Origin of the sequence: Microbacterium sp. JC 701 (assembly GCF_021026215.1) — a bacterium.
Taxonomy (GTDB): Bacteria; Actinomycetota; Actinomycetes; order Actinomycetales; family Microbacteriaceae; genus Microbacterium; species Microbacterium algihabitans.
In genome coordinates, this window is the sequence record NZ_JAJNCV010000005.1 from 204,240 (window position 1) to 219,407 (window position 15,168).

Here is a 15,168-nt window from a genome sequence, read left to right on the forward strand (position 1 = left end):
GTTGCGCGTCTGGCGGACCGGGGCCTTTCCTGGGGTGGACGCTCTTCACGTTGTGGGGTGGTGGAAAACAAGCGTCATCGAGAAATCGATGATCCGCCGGGCTTATGCCGTCCCTTATCGAGGTTGGTTCTATGTCTTCGGGTGGCCGGTCGTGAGCGGGTCGTGGCAGAGCGGAGCTATAGAAGTCGAGGTTGCCGGCGCTGTCAGAACGCTCAGTGGAACGGTCACATCCCTTGGCTGCGCACGTGAAGAGGCGGAGCGAATCAACCGTTGGCTTGGTCTTGAAGCGGGCGCAGGTGATGGGCCACGCAGACGGAACTCCCGAAACGAGGGACGCGGAAGGTGACAGCCGAACAACCCAGGGGTCCGAAGGCTGTCGCGACGGTCTTCGCTCGAACACCGGCACTCGACGCGGTGGTTGCAGCTGTATGACTCATTCCATGGGCGGTTGGATTCCGCGACGTTCGCCAACGGCACGGCCGCATCGAATGCGTCTGGTGTGGGCCGAAAGCGGCGAGTTGAGGCGCGCCTTCGGAGCAATAGCGACCTATAAGGGTTCGCGAACCCCGTTCGTGCGGGATGCCGCCGGTCGTGTGGTCTCGCGCACGGTGGATCCGGCGGGCGATGCGCCGACGGTGACCAAGCGGTACCTGTATGCCGGTGCGGGGGATAGTCCGGTGGCGGTGGTGTCGGCGGATGCGTCCTCGGTCTGGATGCTGTCGCTGCCCGGCGGGGTGACGGTGGATGTGCCGTCGGCGGGGGCGTCGACCTGGGCCTACCCGTCGTTGCAGGGTCACACCTTGACGACCGGGGACGGGACGACGTCGACGGGGGTGCAGCTGTACGACCCGTTCGGTCAGCCGTTGGATGCCGCGACCCTGGCGATCGGCACGGCAGCGGCGAACGCGTCGGGTGTGGTCGATGAGACCTCGGGGTGGCACCAGGGCGCGCAGAAGTTGGTGGAGGCGACCGAGGACACGCTGATCGTCGAGATGGGCGCCCGGTTGTACGTGCCGACGCTGGGGCGGTTCTTGCAGGTCGACCCGGTCGAGGGCGGCGTCGACAACGACTATGTGTGGCCCACGGATCCGATCGGATACAGCGACCTGAGCGGGCGCGCGTGGTGGGATGAGGCTTTCGAGACAACCCAGCGCTTTGCGAAGTCGGCAGCACAATTTGTCACGGACACGCCGGCTGTGCAGGCGGCCTTGTTCGCGTGCGGGTTAGTCCCCAATGCTGTCGCCGTTGCGTGTGGGGCTTTGAGTGCCGGAGCCTACGCCGTGCAGGGGCGCTACGGCGAGGCGGCAGCTTCGGCGGCAGGCATGGTGATCGGAAGCGCCGCGGCGGGAGCGTTGAAGCTCGGTATCAAGGCTGTTGCCGTGGCCTCGGTTCGTCCCGTCATGGGTGTCTCGACTCGTGCCGCGCTGAGGACGTCGAGGAATAGGTACGTGACCTCAACGACCTACCAGAGATCGGCCATCAGCACGCTTGTCGGCTATGCCGTTGAGAACGCCATCAAGAGCGTCCTAGTGGCGTCGGCTCCGAGTAGGGGTTCAAGACCTGTGAATAGGGGGATGTATTGATCTTGCAGAGTGATGAGCCGAGCAAGGCTGTGCCATATGTGGGTCGAGTATGTCGTATCATTCATTTTTTCGGCCTGTGTGTAGCACTATCAGTCGCGCTGTTTGCCTACGACAGTAGGCCGAATCTCTTCGCCGCGGCGGCCATAACGCTCCCAGCTATGGTGTCATTCGCGCTTTCGCTTCGAGTGCGCCTGCGTGTGGCGGGGGTGAAGGTATTATTTCAGGCTCACTTTCGAAAGTACGAATTCGACCTGTCGCTCGGCGACGAATTCCAGTGCGTGCTGTACGAGGGATTCTGGAATAGATACAGCGCGGTAAACCGCTTTCTCAATGCAAACGCATACATGCTCGAAGTTTCGGTCCAGGGCGGGCGCGAAATATCGCTACCCGCGACGATCGGAGGACGTGAGCGGTTGACCCTTATCGCCGAACATCTCAACGATCGATCGATGCGATGAAAGATTGTCGGGCGCGCACGATTCGTGTCGCAGCTCTCAGGCGGCGAGATAGTGATTCGCCAGATTCCAACGCTGCTCTGTTCGCTTGTGGTTTGATCCCTGGCAGTATTCGGGCTGCCCGCGCCGTCGCCGAGACGACTCCCTACCCTTCGCACAAAGGTCGGCACCGTGACCTATAAGGGTTCGCGCACGTCGCTGGTGCGGGATGCCGCCGGTCGTGTGGTCTCGCGCACGGTGGATCCGGCGGGCGATGCGCCGACGGTGACCAAGCGGTACCTGTATGCCGGTGCGGGGGATAGTCCGGTGGCGGTGGTGTCGGCGGATGCGTCCTCGGTCTGGATGCTGTCGCTGCCCGGCGGGGTGACGGTGGATGTGCCGTCGGCGGGGGCGTCGACCTGGGCCTACCCGTCGTTGCAGGGTCACACCTTGACGACCGGGGACGGGACTTCGTCGACGGGGGTGCAGCTGTACGACCCGTTCGGTCAGCCGTTGGATGCCGCGACCCTGGCGATCGGCACGGCAGCGGCGAACGCGTCGGGTGTGGTCGATGAGACCTTGGGCTGGCACCAGGGTGCGCAGAAGCTGGTGGAGGCGACCGAGGACACGCTGATCGTCGAGATGGGCGCCCGGTTGTACGTGCCGACGCTGGGGCGGTTCCTGCAGGTCGACCCGGCCGAGGGCGGCGTCGACAACGACTACGTCTGGCCGACGGACCCGATCGGGAAGAACGACCTGAGCGGGAGCGCGGAGGAGTGGCGCGGCTTTCTCGAAGGCGCGGCGATATTCGCCGGAGTCGTGGGCGCCGTGGCGTGTGCGGCAAGCGTCGTGTGCGGGGTGGCAGGCGCGGTCGCGATCGGCGTTGCAGCGGGCGCGGCTGCGTACGTCGCTCGGGATGGGTTCTCAGATCGTTTCAGTGCGGGCGGCCTCGCAGTGAACGCCTTGGCCGGGGCTCTGCCCGGCGGCGTCGTTACGACTGGAATCCGTTCCGTTGCCGCTCGTGTGGTGGCGCGGGCAGTGCCAGCTGGTAGTGCGGCGTTCAAGAGGGACAGCTTCCACCGGGTCGGCGGTTGGGTGGCATCATCTATAACTCGCCGGGGTGCCATTCGACCCGTCCGCGTAGCAGCGACTAGGTCGTGGGGCCTAAGCGTGAGTGTTCGAGCGCAGATAAATGGCCGCGCTGGCACTCAGAACTGGGTCGTGGGACGGGGACGCCTCGTGCATTCTCACTACAAGTACAACTGAAAGGACGAACGGGTTGGTCGATTTTGAACTGGAGGAATGGGCTAGTGGCGTGCGCGTCTCGCTCACACCACTTTTCGGTAGGACCGTTCATGTGAAGAACCCCGGCGCAAGCGAGCAGGTTTGGAGAGACTCGCAATGTATCGGGCGGGCGCTTGGGCTCGTTGAAACTTCGGTGTCCGATGGGACTCATCAGAGCCGCTGCGACGAACGAACGCACAAGTCGATTTGGCTTCGCGTCGTGCTCGAACTGATGGCAGAAGTGTGGTCGCGTGGCGAGAGCGATCCTCGAATCGACATGGATGAATTCGCGCAAACCTGGGGCGCAGAAGCGGAGGAGATCGCTCGAAAAATAGCTCCAACCGGGATGGACAGATGGTTTTTCACGAGAGGCGCCCGGCGCCGATATCTCAAACGCCTTCACGAAGCGTTGCCATGCTGTGGCGCCTAGCGGAACGTCGCGTGCCGGCGTCATGCGGCCGCATGGCGTGCGGGAGGATCCACCTGGGCGGCCGGCCGGCACGTCGTTCACGCGGGTGCAGCCGTTTGACCCGTTGCGGACGGCGCGATGGGGCACAGGACGAGGTAATTCCGGCGGGAGATGCGCCGGCGGTAACGAAGCGGTACCCGTGTGCCGGTGCCGGGGATAGTCCGGTGGCGATGGTGTCGGCGGATGCCTCGTCGGAGTGGATGCTGTCGATGCCCGGCGGCGTGACGGTGGATGGGCCGTCGGCCGGGGCGTCGACGAGGGCCTACCCCTCGCTGCAGGGGCACACCCTGACGGCCGGTGACGGCACGACGTCTAATGAGACTGTCACGCAGCTGGTGTATCCGGTCTCGGAAACCTGACTCTAGGCATTCTCGTGTGGGATCTGGAGAGCGGCCGGTCCTCGACCCCAGGATGGGAGCTTCCGTGGGTGGCGGCCCCGAATGTGCGGGCGGCGGGAAAGCACTCGGGCATCTGTAATTGGTGAGGGTGGCATGAGACCAGGAAAGGCAGTCCGTCGCATCTTGCCGGGGCCGACACTATTGCTTATTGCTTCAGTCGGCGGTGGGGCCATAGTGACATCTATTCTCGCGAAGGAAATACTTGCCTGCGCGGGTCCTTCAGGTCATTGGGCCACTCGCTTGACGCTGGCGGCCTGGGTGAATCTGGGTTTTCATATCGCCGTACTCTCGGGACTTTCAATCCTGATCTCAATCGGATTATCGGTGCTTACCCGGGGCGTACGCGGCGGTCGTTATGTCGCTTTTGTCGCCTCCCTCTCGGTGGGGGTGACGGCATGGCTCATACCGTCTTTGATGATCATGAACGCTGCGTACGCGCTGGGCTCGACGACATGTTCGGACGAGCATTTCTGGGCGATCCTGCTGCTGGAAAGCTGCGCTGTCTGCGGAGCTATTGCATCGATTCTGAGTCTTTTCGTCATGGCAATCTTCTTCGCGTGGCGTCGGTCTCGAACTGGCGGCAGTTGAGATGGACCCCCGGCCGTACGTGCTGACGCTGGGTCGGGTTTTGCACGTCGACCCGGCTCGGCGCGGCGTCGGCAACGGTTACGCCTGGCCGACCGATCATCAACCAGCGGTGCCCGGAAACACGGATGGGCACTATAAAGTTCTTTCGAAATGTTGCCTTACACGTGGGTGTCAAAAGGCGCGGTTGGAGGATCTATTAATGTCGCGGCGGAAGGGAAATTCAAATGACCTTTTCGCGCTCGTTGCCATCGTTGCCATTGGCGTTATGTCTATGATCTTGCCGCTAGTGATGGGCAACCTAGCTGCGGCTGCCCTCGTGTTATTCGGTATGCTGCTCGCTTTGGGGGCCCTCAGGTACTCCACTCAGAATGCGGCTACTGGCCGTCAATCGACCCGGGCTACCACTCCGAGCGACATCGAGCGTGAAGTGCCCCGCTTCTTGATAATCGGATTCCCTGTGGGGGTGGCAGCGATAACGATTGTGATCGTCGTTGTGACAACCGTTTGGCACGAGGCGCACTGATGGGTGCGCAGAAGCTGGGGGAGGCGACCGAAGACACACTGATCGCGGCTGGGGCACCAGCCGATGCCGCGACTGGCGGGAGTGGCTTCTTTATGGGGGGTAGTTGTACGGCACGGCTGGGCCCATCGGTTTGTATGGGGAGGCCGGTATTCAACAGAATGGTCCTCTGGGCTACTACGGTGGGGGAGTTTTCTTTGGAGCCAAAGCGGGCTGCAGTGCTCAAGCGGGATGAGGATGGTGAATTGCGATGCTATTGATGTCCCTCAACGAGGCGCCTGCCCCCGCCCTACCTAATCTGATCGCTGGGATGCTCTTCGTCGTCATGGGCGCGTTGTCGATCATTCATCGCAAACGCATATATGCAGCGACTGTCCGTGGAGAAAAGCGATGGTTTGGTCGGGGAATCGGTAAGTTCCTGGAACGCCTCCAGAGTCCATTCTGGATCGGATTTGCGGGCCTGCTGGGCGTCCTCATGGGGGCCGCGGCCATCGTCTACGCTCTGTTCCGGTTCGTCAATCCGTGAGATCTACAACGAGGCGTCGACCAGTGTCGAGGGTGAATCCCGCCTTGAGCTTTCCAATTCTCCTTTTTGAGTCGGACGGGTATTATCAGCGAGTAGATCAACCAGCGATTTGCCAGGACTTCGCGACGGCAAGCGAGTTGTACGACAGATAGTTGCCGACCGATGGGCCAGAATTGCTATATGAAATTTTGGAGTCTGCAGACTTGAGCGACGAGTTCCCGGAACTCGTGTACTTTTCTCCGGTCGGGTTTCTCGGGACGTTCCGAAGGGGCGCGCCACTGAGAAATCGTCTTCGTGTTCGATTGGAGGAGTTGTCGGCGATGGTGACTGCGTTGTAGACGGGTTCTCTTGTGTTGGGATACTTCTGGAACGGCACCTGTCTCTGGGAGTAACGTGACTGCTGTCGAGTGTGCGTAGCGCCCCGGCACGCGGCATCCGTCCCCGTCCCTTCACTCCAGCAGATGCCGCAGGTACCGCCCCGGCGCATCCAAGAAGCCGCGGTGTAACCGGACCAGCTCGAGGTCTTCCCACGCGCTCTCGCGGATGCCCCAGTCGCCCAGCTCGAGGATCGTCGCCCCGGGCAGCGCGGCGAGCACGGGGGAGTGGGTCGCGCAGATCACCTGCGTGCCGCGCGAGCGCATCCGGTCGAGAGAGGCGAGCCAGCGCAAGGTCGACGAGAACGACAGCGCGGCCTCGGGCTCATCGAGGCACGCGAGTCCTGAGACGTAGTGCGGGTGGTCGAGCACCTCGTCGAGCAGGGCGTTGAACGACTCTCCGTGGCTCATCGTGTGCAGGCTCGGCGGGGCATCGGGCAGGTCGTCGCGCCACGAGTAGTAGCCGTGCATCGTCTCGGCGCGCAGGAAGAATCCCCACCGCGGCGCCCGAGGGCTCCGCTCGATGCGCAACCACTCCGACAGGGGACTCTCGGTGCGCCGCGTCTCGCCGCCGCCGTTGGTCGACCCGCCCTCTGCGGGGAGTCCGGCCGCCTCGGCGATCCCCTCGATGAGCGTGGACTTGCCCGAGCCGTTCTCTCCGACGAGGAAGGTCACGCCGGGGCCGAACTCCCAGCCGTCTCGGCCGGCCACCTCGAGGAACTGTGCCACCGCGGGCACCGTCGCCGGCCACGCCGCCGGGTCGATGCCGGCGTCGGAGAAAAGTTTCACCCGCTGGACGGGCCGAGGATCGTGCAGCCAGTCATCCGCGCTGGTCATGACCAAACCCTTCGGGGGTGCGGGTGGGGCGCGGGACGCCAGCCGCATCTGGTCACGCCCACAGGGGTGTGATCCGCGCGCGCACGCCGGGTCTGCATCGACATCAGATCCAGGTCGGCAGCCAGTTGTGCAGGCGCCAGAACTCGTACGACACCGGCAGCCCCGCCCACACGGGGTACCAGAACGCCGAGACGACGACGCAGAACCCGAGGAAAACGAGCACACCCACCTGCCCCGTCACTCGTGATGCCGCGCGCGCCGGGCTTGCGATCTCGCGGAGGGCGAAGGTGAGGGCGATCACGAGGAAGGGCAGCATCGCGACCGTGTAGAACTGGAAGATCGTGCGCTCGGGGTAGAGCAGCCACGGCACGTAGGTGGCGGCCAGGCCCGTCAGCACCAGGGCGTAGCGCCAGTCGCGCACCATCACGAAGCGCACGAGCAAGAAGACGGATGCCGCGATCCCGGCCCACCAGATGATCGGGTTCGCCAGGCTCGAGATCGCCTCGGTGCAGCCGGTCGGCAGGGTGCAGCCGTTCACGCCTGCGGCATCCTGATGCCAGTACATCGAGGTCGGACGGATGAGCAGCGGCCACTGCCACGCGGGACTCGCGTAGCTGTGCGGCGTGACGAGCCCGACGTGGAAGGCGTACATCGCCTGGTGGTAGGCCCACAGCCGTTGGAGCGCTTCGGGAACCCACGACCACAGCGGACTCGTCGCCACCGGCGTGCTGCGCATGTATCCGCCGCTGGTGAAGAGCCATCCCGACCAGCTCGCGAGGTAGACCACCAGCGCCACGGGCACGAGCAGCACGAACGAGGCGAGGCCCTGGCGCACGGCATCCATCGGCCATTGCACGACACCCGCGCGACGCCGGGCGAGCGCGTCGGTCACGACCGCGTAGACGCCGATCGCGGCGAGCACGTACAGCCCCGACCACTTCACGGCGGTCGCAGCGCCCGCGGCGGTGCCGGCGGCGATCAGCCACGGCCGGTTCCAGAGGATCGGGCCCCACATCGGCCGTTCGCCGCGCCTCGCGACGAGCTCGGCGATGCGATCACCGGTGCGCAGATGGTCGAGGGCGACGAACCAGAACGTCAGCAGGATGAAGAACGTGAGGAAGATGTCGAGCAGCGCGATGCGGCTGAGAACGATGCCGAGGCCGTCGATCGCGATGAGACCGGATGCCACGGTGGCGAAGGGGATCGACCGCGTGAGCGTGCGCGCGACGAGGTAGACCAGCAGCACGGTCGCGGTGCCGAAGACCGCGGCCGAGATGCGCCAGCCGGTCGCGGAGTCGGGCCCGAACAAGGCCATGCCCGCGCCGATGAGGATGCGCCCGAGCGGCGGGTGTACGACGTAGCTGCCGATGCCGGTGAAGATGTCGGTCTGGCCCGCCGCGAAGCGGGCGTCGGTGTCGTCGGGCTCCCAAGTGGAGGGGTAGCCGAGCACCCACTGACTCCACGAGTCCTTCACGTAATAGGTCTCGTCGAACACCAGCTGGTGCGGGTTGCCGATGTCGATCAGGCGCAGCACCGCCGCCACGACTGTGACGAGCAAGGGTGCGAGCCATCTCCACAGGCGGTACCCGCGGGGGCTCACGAGGAGGGCGTCGCGCCACCGATCGATGCGCGTCTGCTCGACCGTGGGGAGCAGCGGAGGCACGGCGGTGGTCACGTGCCCCAGCCTAAGGTGGAACGGTGATCATCCTCGCGGCGACCCCCATCGGCAACCTGGGCGACGCGTCGCGCCGCCTGGTCGAGGCGCTCGAGAACGCGACGGTCGTCGCGGCCGAAGACACCCGCACCACGCAGCGCCTGCTCGCGGGCCTCGGGGTCGAGAACCGCCCGCGGCTGATCGCCCTGCACGACCACAACGAGAAGGAGCGCGCGGCCGAGCTCGTCGAGCTCGCGCGCGAAGACGACCTGCTCGTGCTGAGCGATGCGGGAATGCCCACGGTCAGCGACCCGGGCTTCGGCCTCGTCGCCGCCGCGGCCGCCGCCGGCGTCACCGTCACAGCGATCCCCGGGCCGAGCGCCGTCGTCACCGCCCTCGCGGTTGCGGGCCTTCCCACCGACCGCTTCGCCTTCGAGGGATTCCCGCGCCGCAAGCCGGGGGAGCGCCGCAAGGCCTTCGCGCAGCTCGCGTCGGAGGAGCGCACCCTCGTCTTCTTCGAGTCGCCCTCGCGCCTGGCATCCACTCTCGAAGATCTTGCGAGCGCGTTCGGAGCCGATCGCCCCGCCGCCGTCTGCCGCGAGCTCACGAAGCTGTACGAAGAGGTCAAGCGCGGCACTCTGGCCGAGCTCGCCGCATGGGCGGCCGAGGGCGTACGCGGAGAGATCGCGATCGTCGTCGGCGGCGCCTCGGCGCGCGAGGTGGCGTTCCCGGATGCCGTGACCCAGGTGCTCGAGCTCGTGCGCGGCGGCACGCGGCTCAAGGAGGCTGCCGCCGAGGTGGCGTCGCAGACGGGTCACTCGTCGCGCGAGCTGTACCAGGCGGCGCTGGCCGTCAAGCGCTGAGCATCTCTGCGCGTCCCCCGCGTCTTCGCGCGTGAGGGGTCGGTTGGTGTCGCCTGGCGCGCGTCGCGGCGACGGTTTCCGACCCCTCACGCGCGGGGGCGCCGGCCCGCGCGTCACACGCGGCGGGAGTGTCGGAGGCTCCCCGTAGAATCTCCAGGTGACTTCCGGCCGATCCTTCTACATCACGACGCCGATCTACTACCCCAGCGATCTGCCCCACATCGGGCACGGGTACACGACCGTCGCCGTCGACACGCTCGCCCGCTGGCATCGCCAGGCGGGGGATGACACCTGGATGCTGACCGGCACCGACGAGCACGGGCAGAAGATGCTCCGCGCCGCCGCCGCCAACGGCGTCACTCCGCAGGAGTGGGTCGACAAGCTCGTCACCGAGTCGTGGTTCCCGCTGCTCGAGACGCTCGACGTCGCCAACGACGACTTCATCCGCACCACGCAGCCCCGCCACGAAGAGCGTGTGCAGCAGTTCGTGAAGGCCCTGTTCGACCGCGGCTACATCTACGCGGGCGAGTACGAGGCGCTGTACTGCGTCGGCTGCGAGGAGTTCAAGCCCGAGGCCGAGATCGTCGACGGCACCGGCCCCTTCGAGGGCCTCAAGGTCTGCGCGATCCACTCCAAGCCCCTCGAGCTGCTGCAAGAGAAGAACTACTTCTTCAAGCTCAGCGAGTTCCAGGACCGCCTGCTCGAGCTGTACAAGACCGAGCCCGACTTCGTGCGCCCCGAGTCGGCGCGCAACGAGGTCGTGTCGTTCGTGCGCAGCGGTTTGAAAGACCTCTCGATCTCGCGTTCGGCGTTCGACTGGGGCATCACGGTTCCGTGGGACCCCTCGCACGTCATCTACGTGTGGGTCGACGCGCTGCTCAACTACGCCACCGCCGTGGGCTACGGCACCGACCCCGCCGAGTTCGAGCGTCGCTGGCCGGCGTTCCATGTGGTCGGCAAAGACATCCTGCGCTTCCACGCCGTGATCTGGCCGGCCATGCTGATGGCCGCGGGCCTCGACGTGCCGCGCGGCGTCTTCGCACACGGGTGGCTGCTCGTCGGCGGCGAGAAGATGTCGAAGTCGAAGCTCACCGGCATCGCGCCCACCGAGATCACCGACGTCTTCGGGTCCGACGCGTACCGGTTCTACTTCCTCTCGGCGATCGCGTTCGGTCAAGACGGCTCGTTCTCGTGGGAAGACCTGTCGGCGCGCTACCAGGCCGAGCTCGCGAACGGTTTCGGCAACCTGGCGTCGCGCACGGTCGCGATGATCTCGAAGTACTTCGAGGGCGTCGTGCCGGCACCGGCCTCGTACACCGAGGGCGATCTGACCATCCAGAAGATCGTGGCGGATGCCGCGACCACCGCCGACGCCGCCATCGAGCGCTTCCGCACCGACGAGGCGATCGCCGCGATCTGGACGATCGTCGATGCGCTGAACGGCTACATCACCGAGAACGAGCCGTGGGCACTCGCCAAAGACGAGTCGACCCGCGAGCGTCTGGGCACGGTGCTATACACCGCGGCCGACGGACTCCGCGCCCTCGCGGTGCTGCTGTCGCCGGTCATGCCCGAGTCGACGTCGAAGCTGTGGGTCGCGCTCGGTGCGGCCGAGCGACTCGGCGCTCTCGTCGAGCAGCCGATCCGCGAGGCGGGCACCTGGGGGCAGCTGCCGGCGGGCGCCACGGTCACTCCGCTCACGCCGCTTTTCCCGCGCGTCGAGCAGGCGTGACGCAGGTGCCTTCCGAATCGGCGGCGTCGGCGACGGTCCCTGAGCCTGTCGAAGGGTCCGCCGCCCGGGCCGCCGCCCCCGGCTCGACCCCGGTCGAGCGTCCCCGCGACACGATCGGCGACGGCGACCCGAGCCAGTACGTGCGCGAGCGTTCGGTCGACGGCCGTCGCGACGTGAGCTATCCGCCGGCGCCCGAGCCCCTCGGCATCCCGGTCTACGACAACCACACGCACCTCGAGATCGAAGACGGCCCTTCGACAGGCTCAGGGACCATCGACGGATTGTCACTGGACGAGCAGCTCGAGCGCGCTCTCGCGGTCGGTGTGCACGGGGTCGTGCAGGCGGGCGGCGACATCGACTCCTCGCGGTGGTCGGCGTGGGCGGCACGGTCGCACCCGCGCGTCCTCGCGGCGGTGGCGATCCACCCCAACGAGGCTCCCGCGTACGAGCAGGCGGGGGAGTTGGATGCCGCGATCGCCGTCATCGACGAACTCGCCGCCGAGCCGCGGGTGAGGGCCATCGGCGAGACGGGGCTCGACTTCTTCCGCACCGAGGCCGACGGCATCCCGGCCCAGATCCGCTCGTTCGAGGCGCACATCGCGCTGGCGAAGAAGCACGGGATCGCGATGCAGATCCACGACCGCGACGCCCATGACGCCGTGCTCGAGACCCTGCTGCGCGTCGGTGCTCCCGACAAGACGGTCTTCCACTGCTTCTCGGGCGACGCCGACATGGCGCGCATCGCCGCCGACCGCGGCTACTACCTCTCGTTCGCCGGCAACGTCACGTTCAAGAACGCGCAGAACCTGCGCGACGCCCTCGCGGTCACGCCTCTCGACCGCATCCTGGTCGAGACCGACGCCCCGTTCCTGACCCCCGCGCCGTATCGCGGCCGGCCCAACGCGCCGTACCTGATCCCCGTGACGCTGCGCTTCCTCGCGGCCGAGTTGGCGATGGATGCCGACGAGCTCGCCGCCCAGGTCGCCGCGAACACCCTCGAGGTCTACGGCGCGTTCGAAGACTGAGCGCGCGGATCCTCGGTGATTCGCGCATCTTCAGCCGGATGGCCGCGGATGCCGCTGAGGTTGTGCGGATCGCGGAGGTTGTGACGGCGTGCGCCGCTGTCGCGGGCGTGGCGCAGGTTGAGTGATTCGCGCATCTTCAGCGGGATGGCCGCGGATGCCGCTGAGGTTGCGCGGATCGGGGAGGTTGTGGCGGCGGGTGCCGCTGGCGCTGCACTGGCTCAGTTATTCGCACGTCTTCAGCCGGAATCCTGAGGACGCCGCTGACTATGCGCTGATCGCGGAGGTTGTGGCGGCAGGTGCCGCTGGCGCTGCTTAACCTCAGTGATTTGCGCATCCTCAGCCGGATGGCCGCGGATGCCGCTGAGGTTGCGCGGATCGCGGAGATTGCGCGGGCGCGACGACACCGAGAACGACGAAGGCCGGCACCCCGCGGGGCGCCGGCCTTCTGGCATCCGGGATCAGGCCTTGGCCTTGTCCTTCGGTTTGCGCACGAAGAGCGTCTCGGTCTGCTCGAGCTCCATGCCCTTCGTCTCGGGGATGCGCAGCAGCACGTAGACGAACGACAGGCCGGCGAACAGCGCGTACATGCCGTAGGTGAGCGGGAGCGACCAGCTCGACATCGCCGGGAACGACACCGTGATGGCGAAGTTCGCGATCCACTGCGCACCGGCGGCCACGCCGAGCGCCTTGCCGCGGATGCGGCTCGGGAAGATCTCGCCCAGCAGCACCCACACCAGCGGACCCCACGAGGCGCCGAAGCCGACGACGAACACGTTCGCGGCGACGAGGGCGACGCTGCCCCAGGGAGCGGGAAGCGAGACGTCCTGACCCGAGCCGGTCGCGAACGCGAACGACAGGGCCATGGCTCCGAGCGAGACGGTCATGAGGATCGAGCCGGTGAGCAGGATCGGCTTCCGGCCGACGCGGTCGACGAGGAAGATCGCGACGAAGGTGACCACGACGTTGGTGATCGAGGTGATCACCGAGATCAGCAGCGAGTTGCTCTCGTCGAAGCCGACGGCCTTCCAGAGGGTCGTGGAGTAGTAGAAGATCACGTTGATGCCGACGAACTGCTGGAACATCGACAGCAGAATGCCGGTCCAGACGATGCCCTGCAGGCCCAGCACAGGTCCGCGCAGCGACACGTTCTTGTTCTTGCGATCGGCTTCGATCGTGTTCGACAGCTCGTTCATCGTCTTGTCGAGATCGGCCGGCGGCACCAGGCGCGCGAAGATCGCCTTGGCCTCGTCGCGCTTGCCCTTGGCGAGCAGATAGCGCGGCGACTCGGGGACGGTGAACGACAGGATGCCGTAGACGGCGGCGGGGATCACACCGACCAGGAACATCCAGCGCCAGGCCTCGAGGCCCAGCCACAGCTGGTTGGCCGCACCGCCCGCGGTGTTGGCCAGCAGGGCGTCGGACAGCAGGGCGCCGAAGATACCGAGCGTGATGGCCAGCTGCTGCAGCGACGCGAGCGAGCCGCGGATCTGCCGGGGCGCGACCTCGGCGATGTACGCGGGAGCGACCACCGAGGCGATGCCGATGCCGAGGCCGCTCATCACGCGCCAGAGGATCAGGTCGGGGACGCTGAAGGTGAGCGCCGCACCGATCGACGACACGAAGAACAGCACGGCGCCGAGCAGCATGACCTTCAGGCGACCCCAGCGATCGGAGAGGGCGCCTGCGATGATGGCTCCCACCGCGCAACCCAGCAGGGCGACCGCGACGACGAAACCGGTGAGCACCTGCCCCAGCTCGAAGTTGCCGTCGACCGCATCGACCGCGCCGTTGATGACGGAGGAGTCGAAGCCGAAGAGGAAACCGCCCACGGCGGCGGCGACGGACAGCCCGATCGCTCGTCGCCCGTACGGGCTCCGCAAAGTGAAGGCATTGGCGGGGATCGACTGTGTCTGACTCACCCGACCACGCTACTCCCGGCTGGTGCGCAGCAAGGGTTCTGGCGGAGCCCTGACTACAGTGGAACAATGCCCGTTTCGCTCCTCGGTGCCGCCGAGATCCGTCGGCTCGCCGCCGACCTCGACGTGACCCCGACCAAGAAGCTGGGGCAGAACTTCGTCGTCGACGCCAACACGGTCCGCAAGATCGTGCACGCGGCCCGGGTCACGGCATCCGACCGTGTCGTCGAGATCGGACCGGGCCTCGGTTCGCTCACCCTCGCAATCCTCGAGACGGGGGCCTCGGTGGTCGCCGTCGAGATCGATCACCGCCTCGCCGAGCGCCTTCCCGTCACCGCCGCCGCCCACGACGTGCCCGCCGACCGGCTCACGGTGATCGACGCCGACGCTCTGCGCGTGACCGAGCTGCCGGGCGAGCCCGAGGTGCTGGTCGCGAACCTGCCGTACAACGTGTCGGTGCCGGTGCTGCTGCACTTCCTCGAGAGCTTCCCCTACCTGCAGCGCGGCGTCGTCATGGTGCAGGCCGAGGTGGGCGAGCGCCTGGCGGCCCCTCCCGGGTCGAAGGTGTACGGCGCACCCAGCGTCAAGGCCGCCTGGTACGGCTCGTGGCGTCTCGCGGGCACCGTGTCTCGCCAGGTCTTCTGGCCGGTGCCCAACGTCGACAGCGTGCTCGTCGGCTTCGATCGCGACGCCGAGCCCCGCGGCACCGAAGAGCACCGGCTGCGGACGTTCCAGATCGTGGATGCCGCGTTCCAACAGCGCCGCAAGATGCTGCGACAGGCGCTGTCGGGCGTGCTCGGCGGCACCGCGGCCGAGGCATCGGCACGCCTGAAGGCGGCGGGTGTCGACCCGACCCTGCGCGGCGAGCAGCTCACGGTCGACGACTACGCCCGCATCGCCGGCGCCTCCTGACGATTCCGCGCTGATCGCGGGATCCGGCCCGCGTGGGTGGTCGCGGCATCCGG

At 66.6% G+C, this 15,168-nt stretch carries 13 protein-coding genes; 10 read left to right on the plus strand and 3 right to left on the minus strand.

All coding sequences use genetic code 11. The features are described from left to right. Window positions 1-497 precede the first annotated feature (497 nt). The 6 genes from LPW41_RS16440 (at window position 498) to LPW41_RS16465 (ending at window position 5,802) form a co-directional block, all read left to right on the plus strand. Window positions 498-1,583 carry an RHS repeat-associated core domain-containing protein gene (locus LPW41_RS16440; RefSeq protein ID WP_230705431.1) on the plus strand — a complete coding sequence of 362 codons (1,086 nt, stop codon included), beginning with the start codon at window positions 498-500 and terminating at the stop codon, window positions 1,581-1,583. Further along, complete coding sequence (locus LPW41_RS16445) at window positions 1,580-2,041, plus strand: hypothetical protein (protein ID WP_230705432.1); 462 nt, start codon at window positions 1,580-1,582, stop codon at window positions 2,039-2,041. Before LPW41_RS16440 ends, LPW41_RS16445 begins: the two co-directional genes overlap by 4 nt. A 168-nt stretch (window positions 2,042-2,209) precedes the next feature. After that, on the plus strand, window positions 2,210-3,283 hold the full coding sequence (locus tag LPW41_RS16450) for a hypothetical protein (protein ID WP_230705433.1): 1,074 nt from the start codon (window positions 2,210-2,212) through the stop codon (window positions 3,281-3,283). A 651-nt stretch (window positions 3,284-3,934) separates the two neighbouring features. Next, window positions 3,935-4,129, plus strand: a complete 195-nt coding sequence (locus LPW41_RS16455) for a hypothetical protein (RefSeq protein ID WP_230705434.1) — start codon at window positions 3,935-3,937, stop codon at window positions 4,127-4,129. A 213-nt stretch (window positions 4,130-4,342) separates the two neighbouring features. Next, window positions 4,343-4,756, plus strand: a complete 414-nt coding sequence (locus LPW41_RS16460) for a hypothetical protein (protein WP_230705435.1) — start codon at window positions 4,343-4,345, stop codon at window positions 4,754-4,756. Window positions 4,757-5,586: 830 nt separating this feature from the next. Continuing rightward, window positions 5,587-5,802 (plus strand): hypothetical protein, encoded by a 216-nt coding sequence (locus tag LPW41_RS16465; protein ID WP_230705436.1) that lies wholly within the window; start codon window positions 5,587-5,589, stop codon window positions 5,800-5,802. Window positions 5,803-6,251: 449 nt separating this feature from the next. Here the strand turns inward: LPW41_RS16465 and LPW41_RS16470 are convergent, their stop codons facing one another. Then, window positions 6,252-7,013 (minus strand): AAA family ATPase, encoded by a 762-nt coding sequence (locus LPW41_RS16470; RefSeq protein ID WP_230705437.1) that lies wholly within the window; start codon window positions 7,011-7,013, stop codon window positions 6,252-6,254. Window positions 7,014-7,116: 103 nt separating this feature from the next. Then, window positions 7,117-8,688 carry a dolichyl-phosphate-mannose--protein mannosyltransferase gene (locus tag LPW41_RS16475; RefSeq protein ID WP_230705438.1) on the minus strand — a complete coding sequence of 524 codons (1,572 nt, stop codon included), beginning with the start codon at window positions 8,686-8,688 and terminating at the stop codon, window positions 7,117-7,119. A 23-nt stretch (window positions 8,689-8,711) separates the two neighbouring features. Between LPW41_RS16475 and rsmI the strand changes: the two genes are divergently transcribed. From rsmI to LPW41_RS16490, 3 genes are all read left to right on the plus strand, one after another. Continuing rightward, a complete protein-coding gene (gene rsmI, locus LPW41_RS16480; RefSeq protein WP_230705439.1) occupies window positions 8,712-9,530 on the plus strand; it encodes a 16S rRNA (cytidine(1402)-2'-O)-methyltransferase in 819 nt (272 codons plus the stop codon). 157 nt (window positions 9,531-9,687) lie between these two features. Beyond that, window positions 9,688-11,262: a methionine--tRNA ligase gene (gene metG, locus LPW41_RS16485; RefSeq protein ID WP_230705440.1), complete on the plus strand. Its 1,575-nt coding sequence runs from the start codon at window positions 9,688-9,690 to the stop codon at window positions 11,260-11,262. 113 nt (window positions 11,263-11,375) lie between these two features. After that, window positions 11,376-12,287 (plus strand): TatD family hydrolase, encoded by a 912-nt coding sequence (locus LPW41_RS16490; RefSeq protein ID WP_230705459.1) that lies wholly within the window; start codon window positions 11,376-11,378, stop codon window positions 12,285-12,287. Between the two features lie 458 nt (window positions 12,288-12,745). Here the strand turns inward: LPW41_RS16490 and LPW41_RS16495 are convergent, their stop codons facing one another. Next, window positions 12,746-14,206, minus strand: a complete 1,461-nt coding sequence (locus LPW41_RS16495) for a sugar porter family MFS transporter (RefSeq protein WP_230705441.1) — start codon at window positions 14,204-14,206, stop codon at window positions 12,746-12,748. A 66-nt stretch (window positions 14,207-14,272) separates the two neighbouring features. On the opposite strand from LPW41_RS16495, the gene rsmA reads away from it, so the two are divergent. Next, entirely contained in the window at window positions 14,273-15,115 is an 843-nt protein-coding gene (gene rsmA / locus LPW41_RS16500; RefSeq protein ID WP_230705442.1) for a 16S rRNA (adenine(1518)-N(6)/adenine(1519)-N(6))-dimethyltransferase RsmA, read from the plus strand. Window positions 15,116-15,168 lie beyond the last annotated feature (53 nt).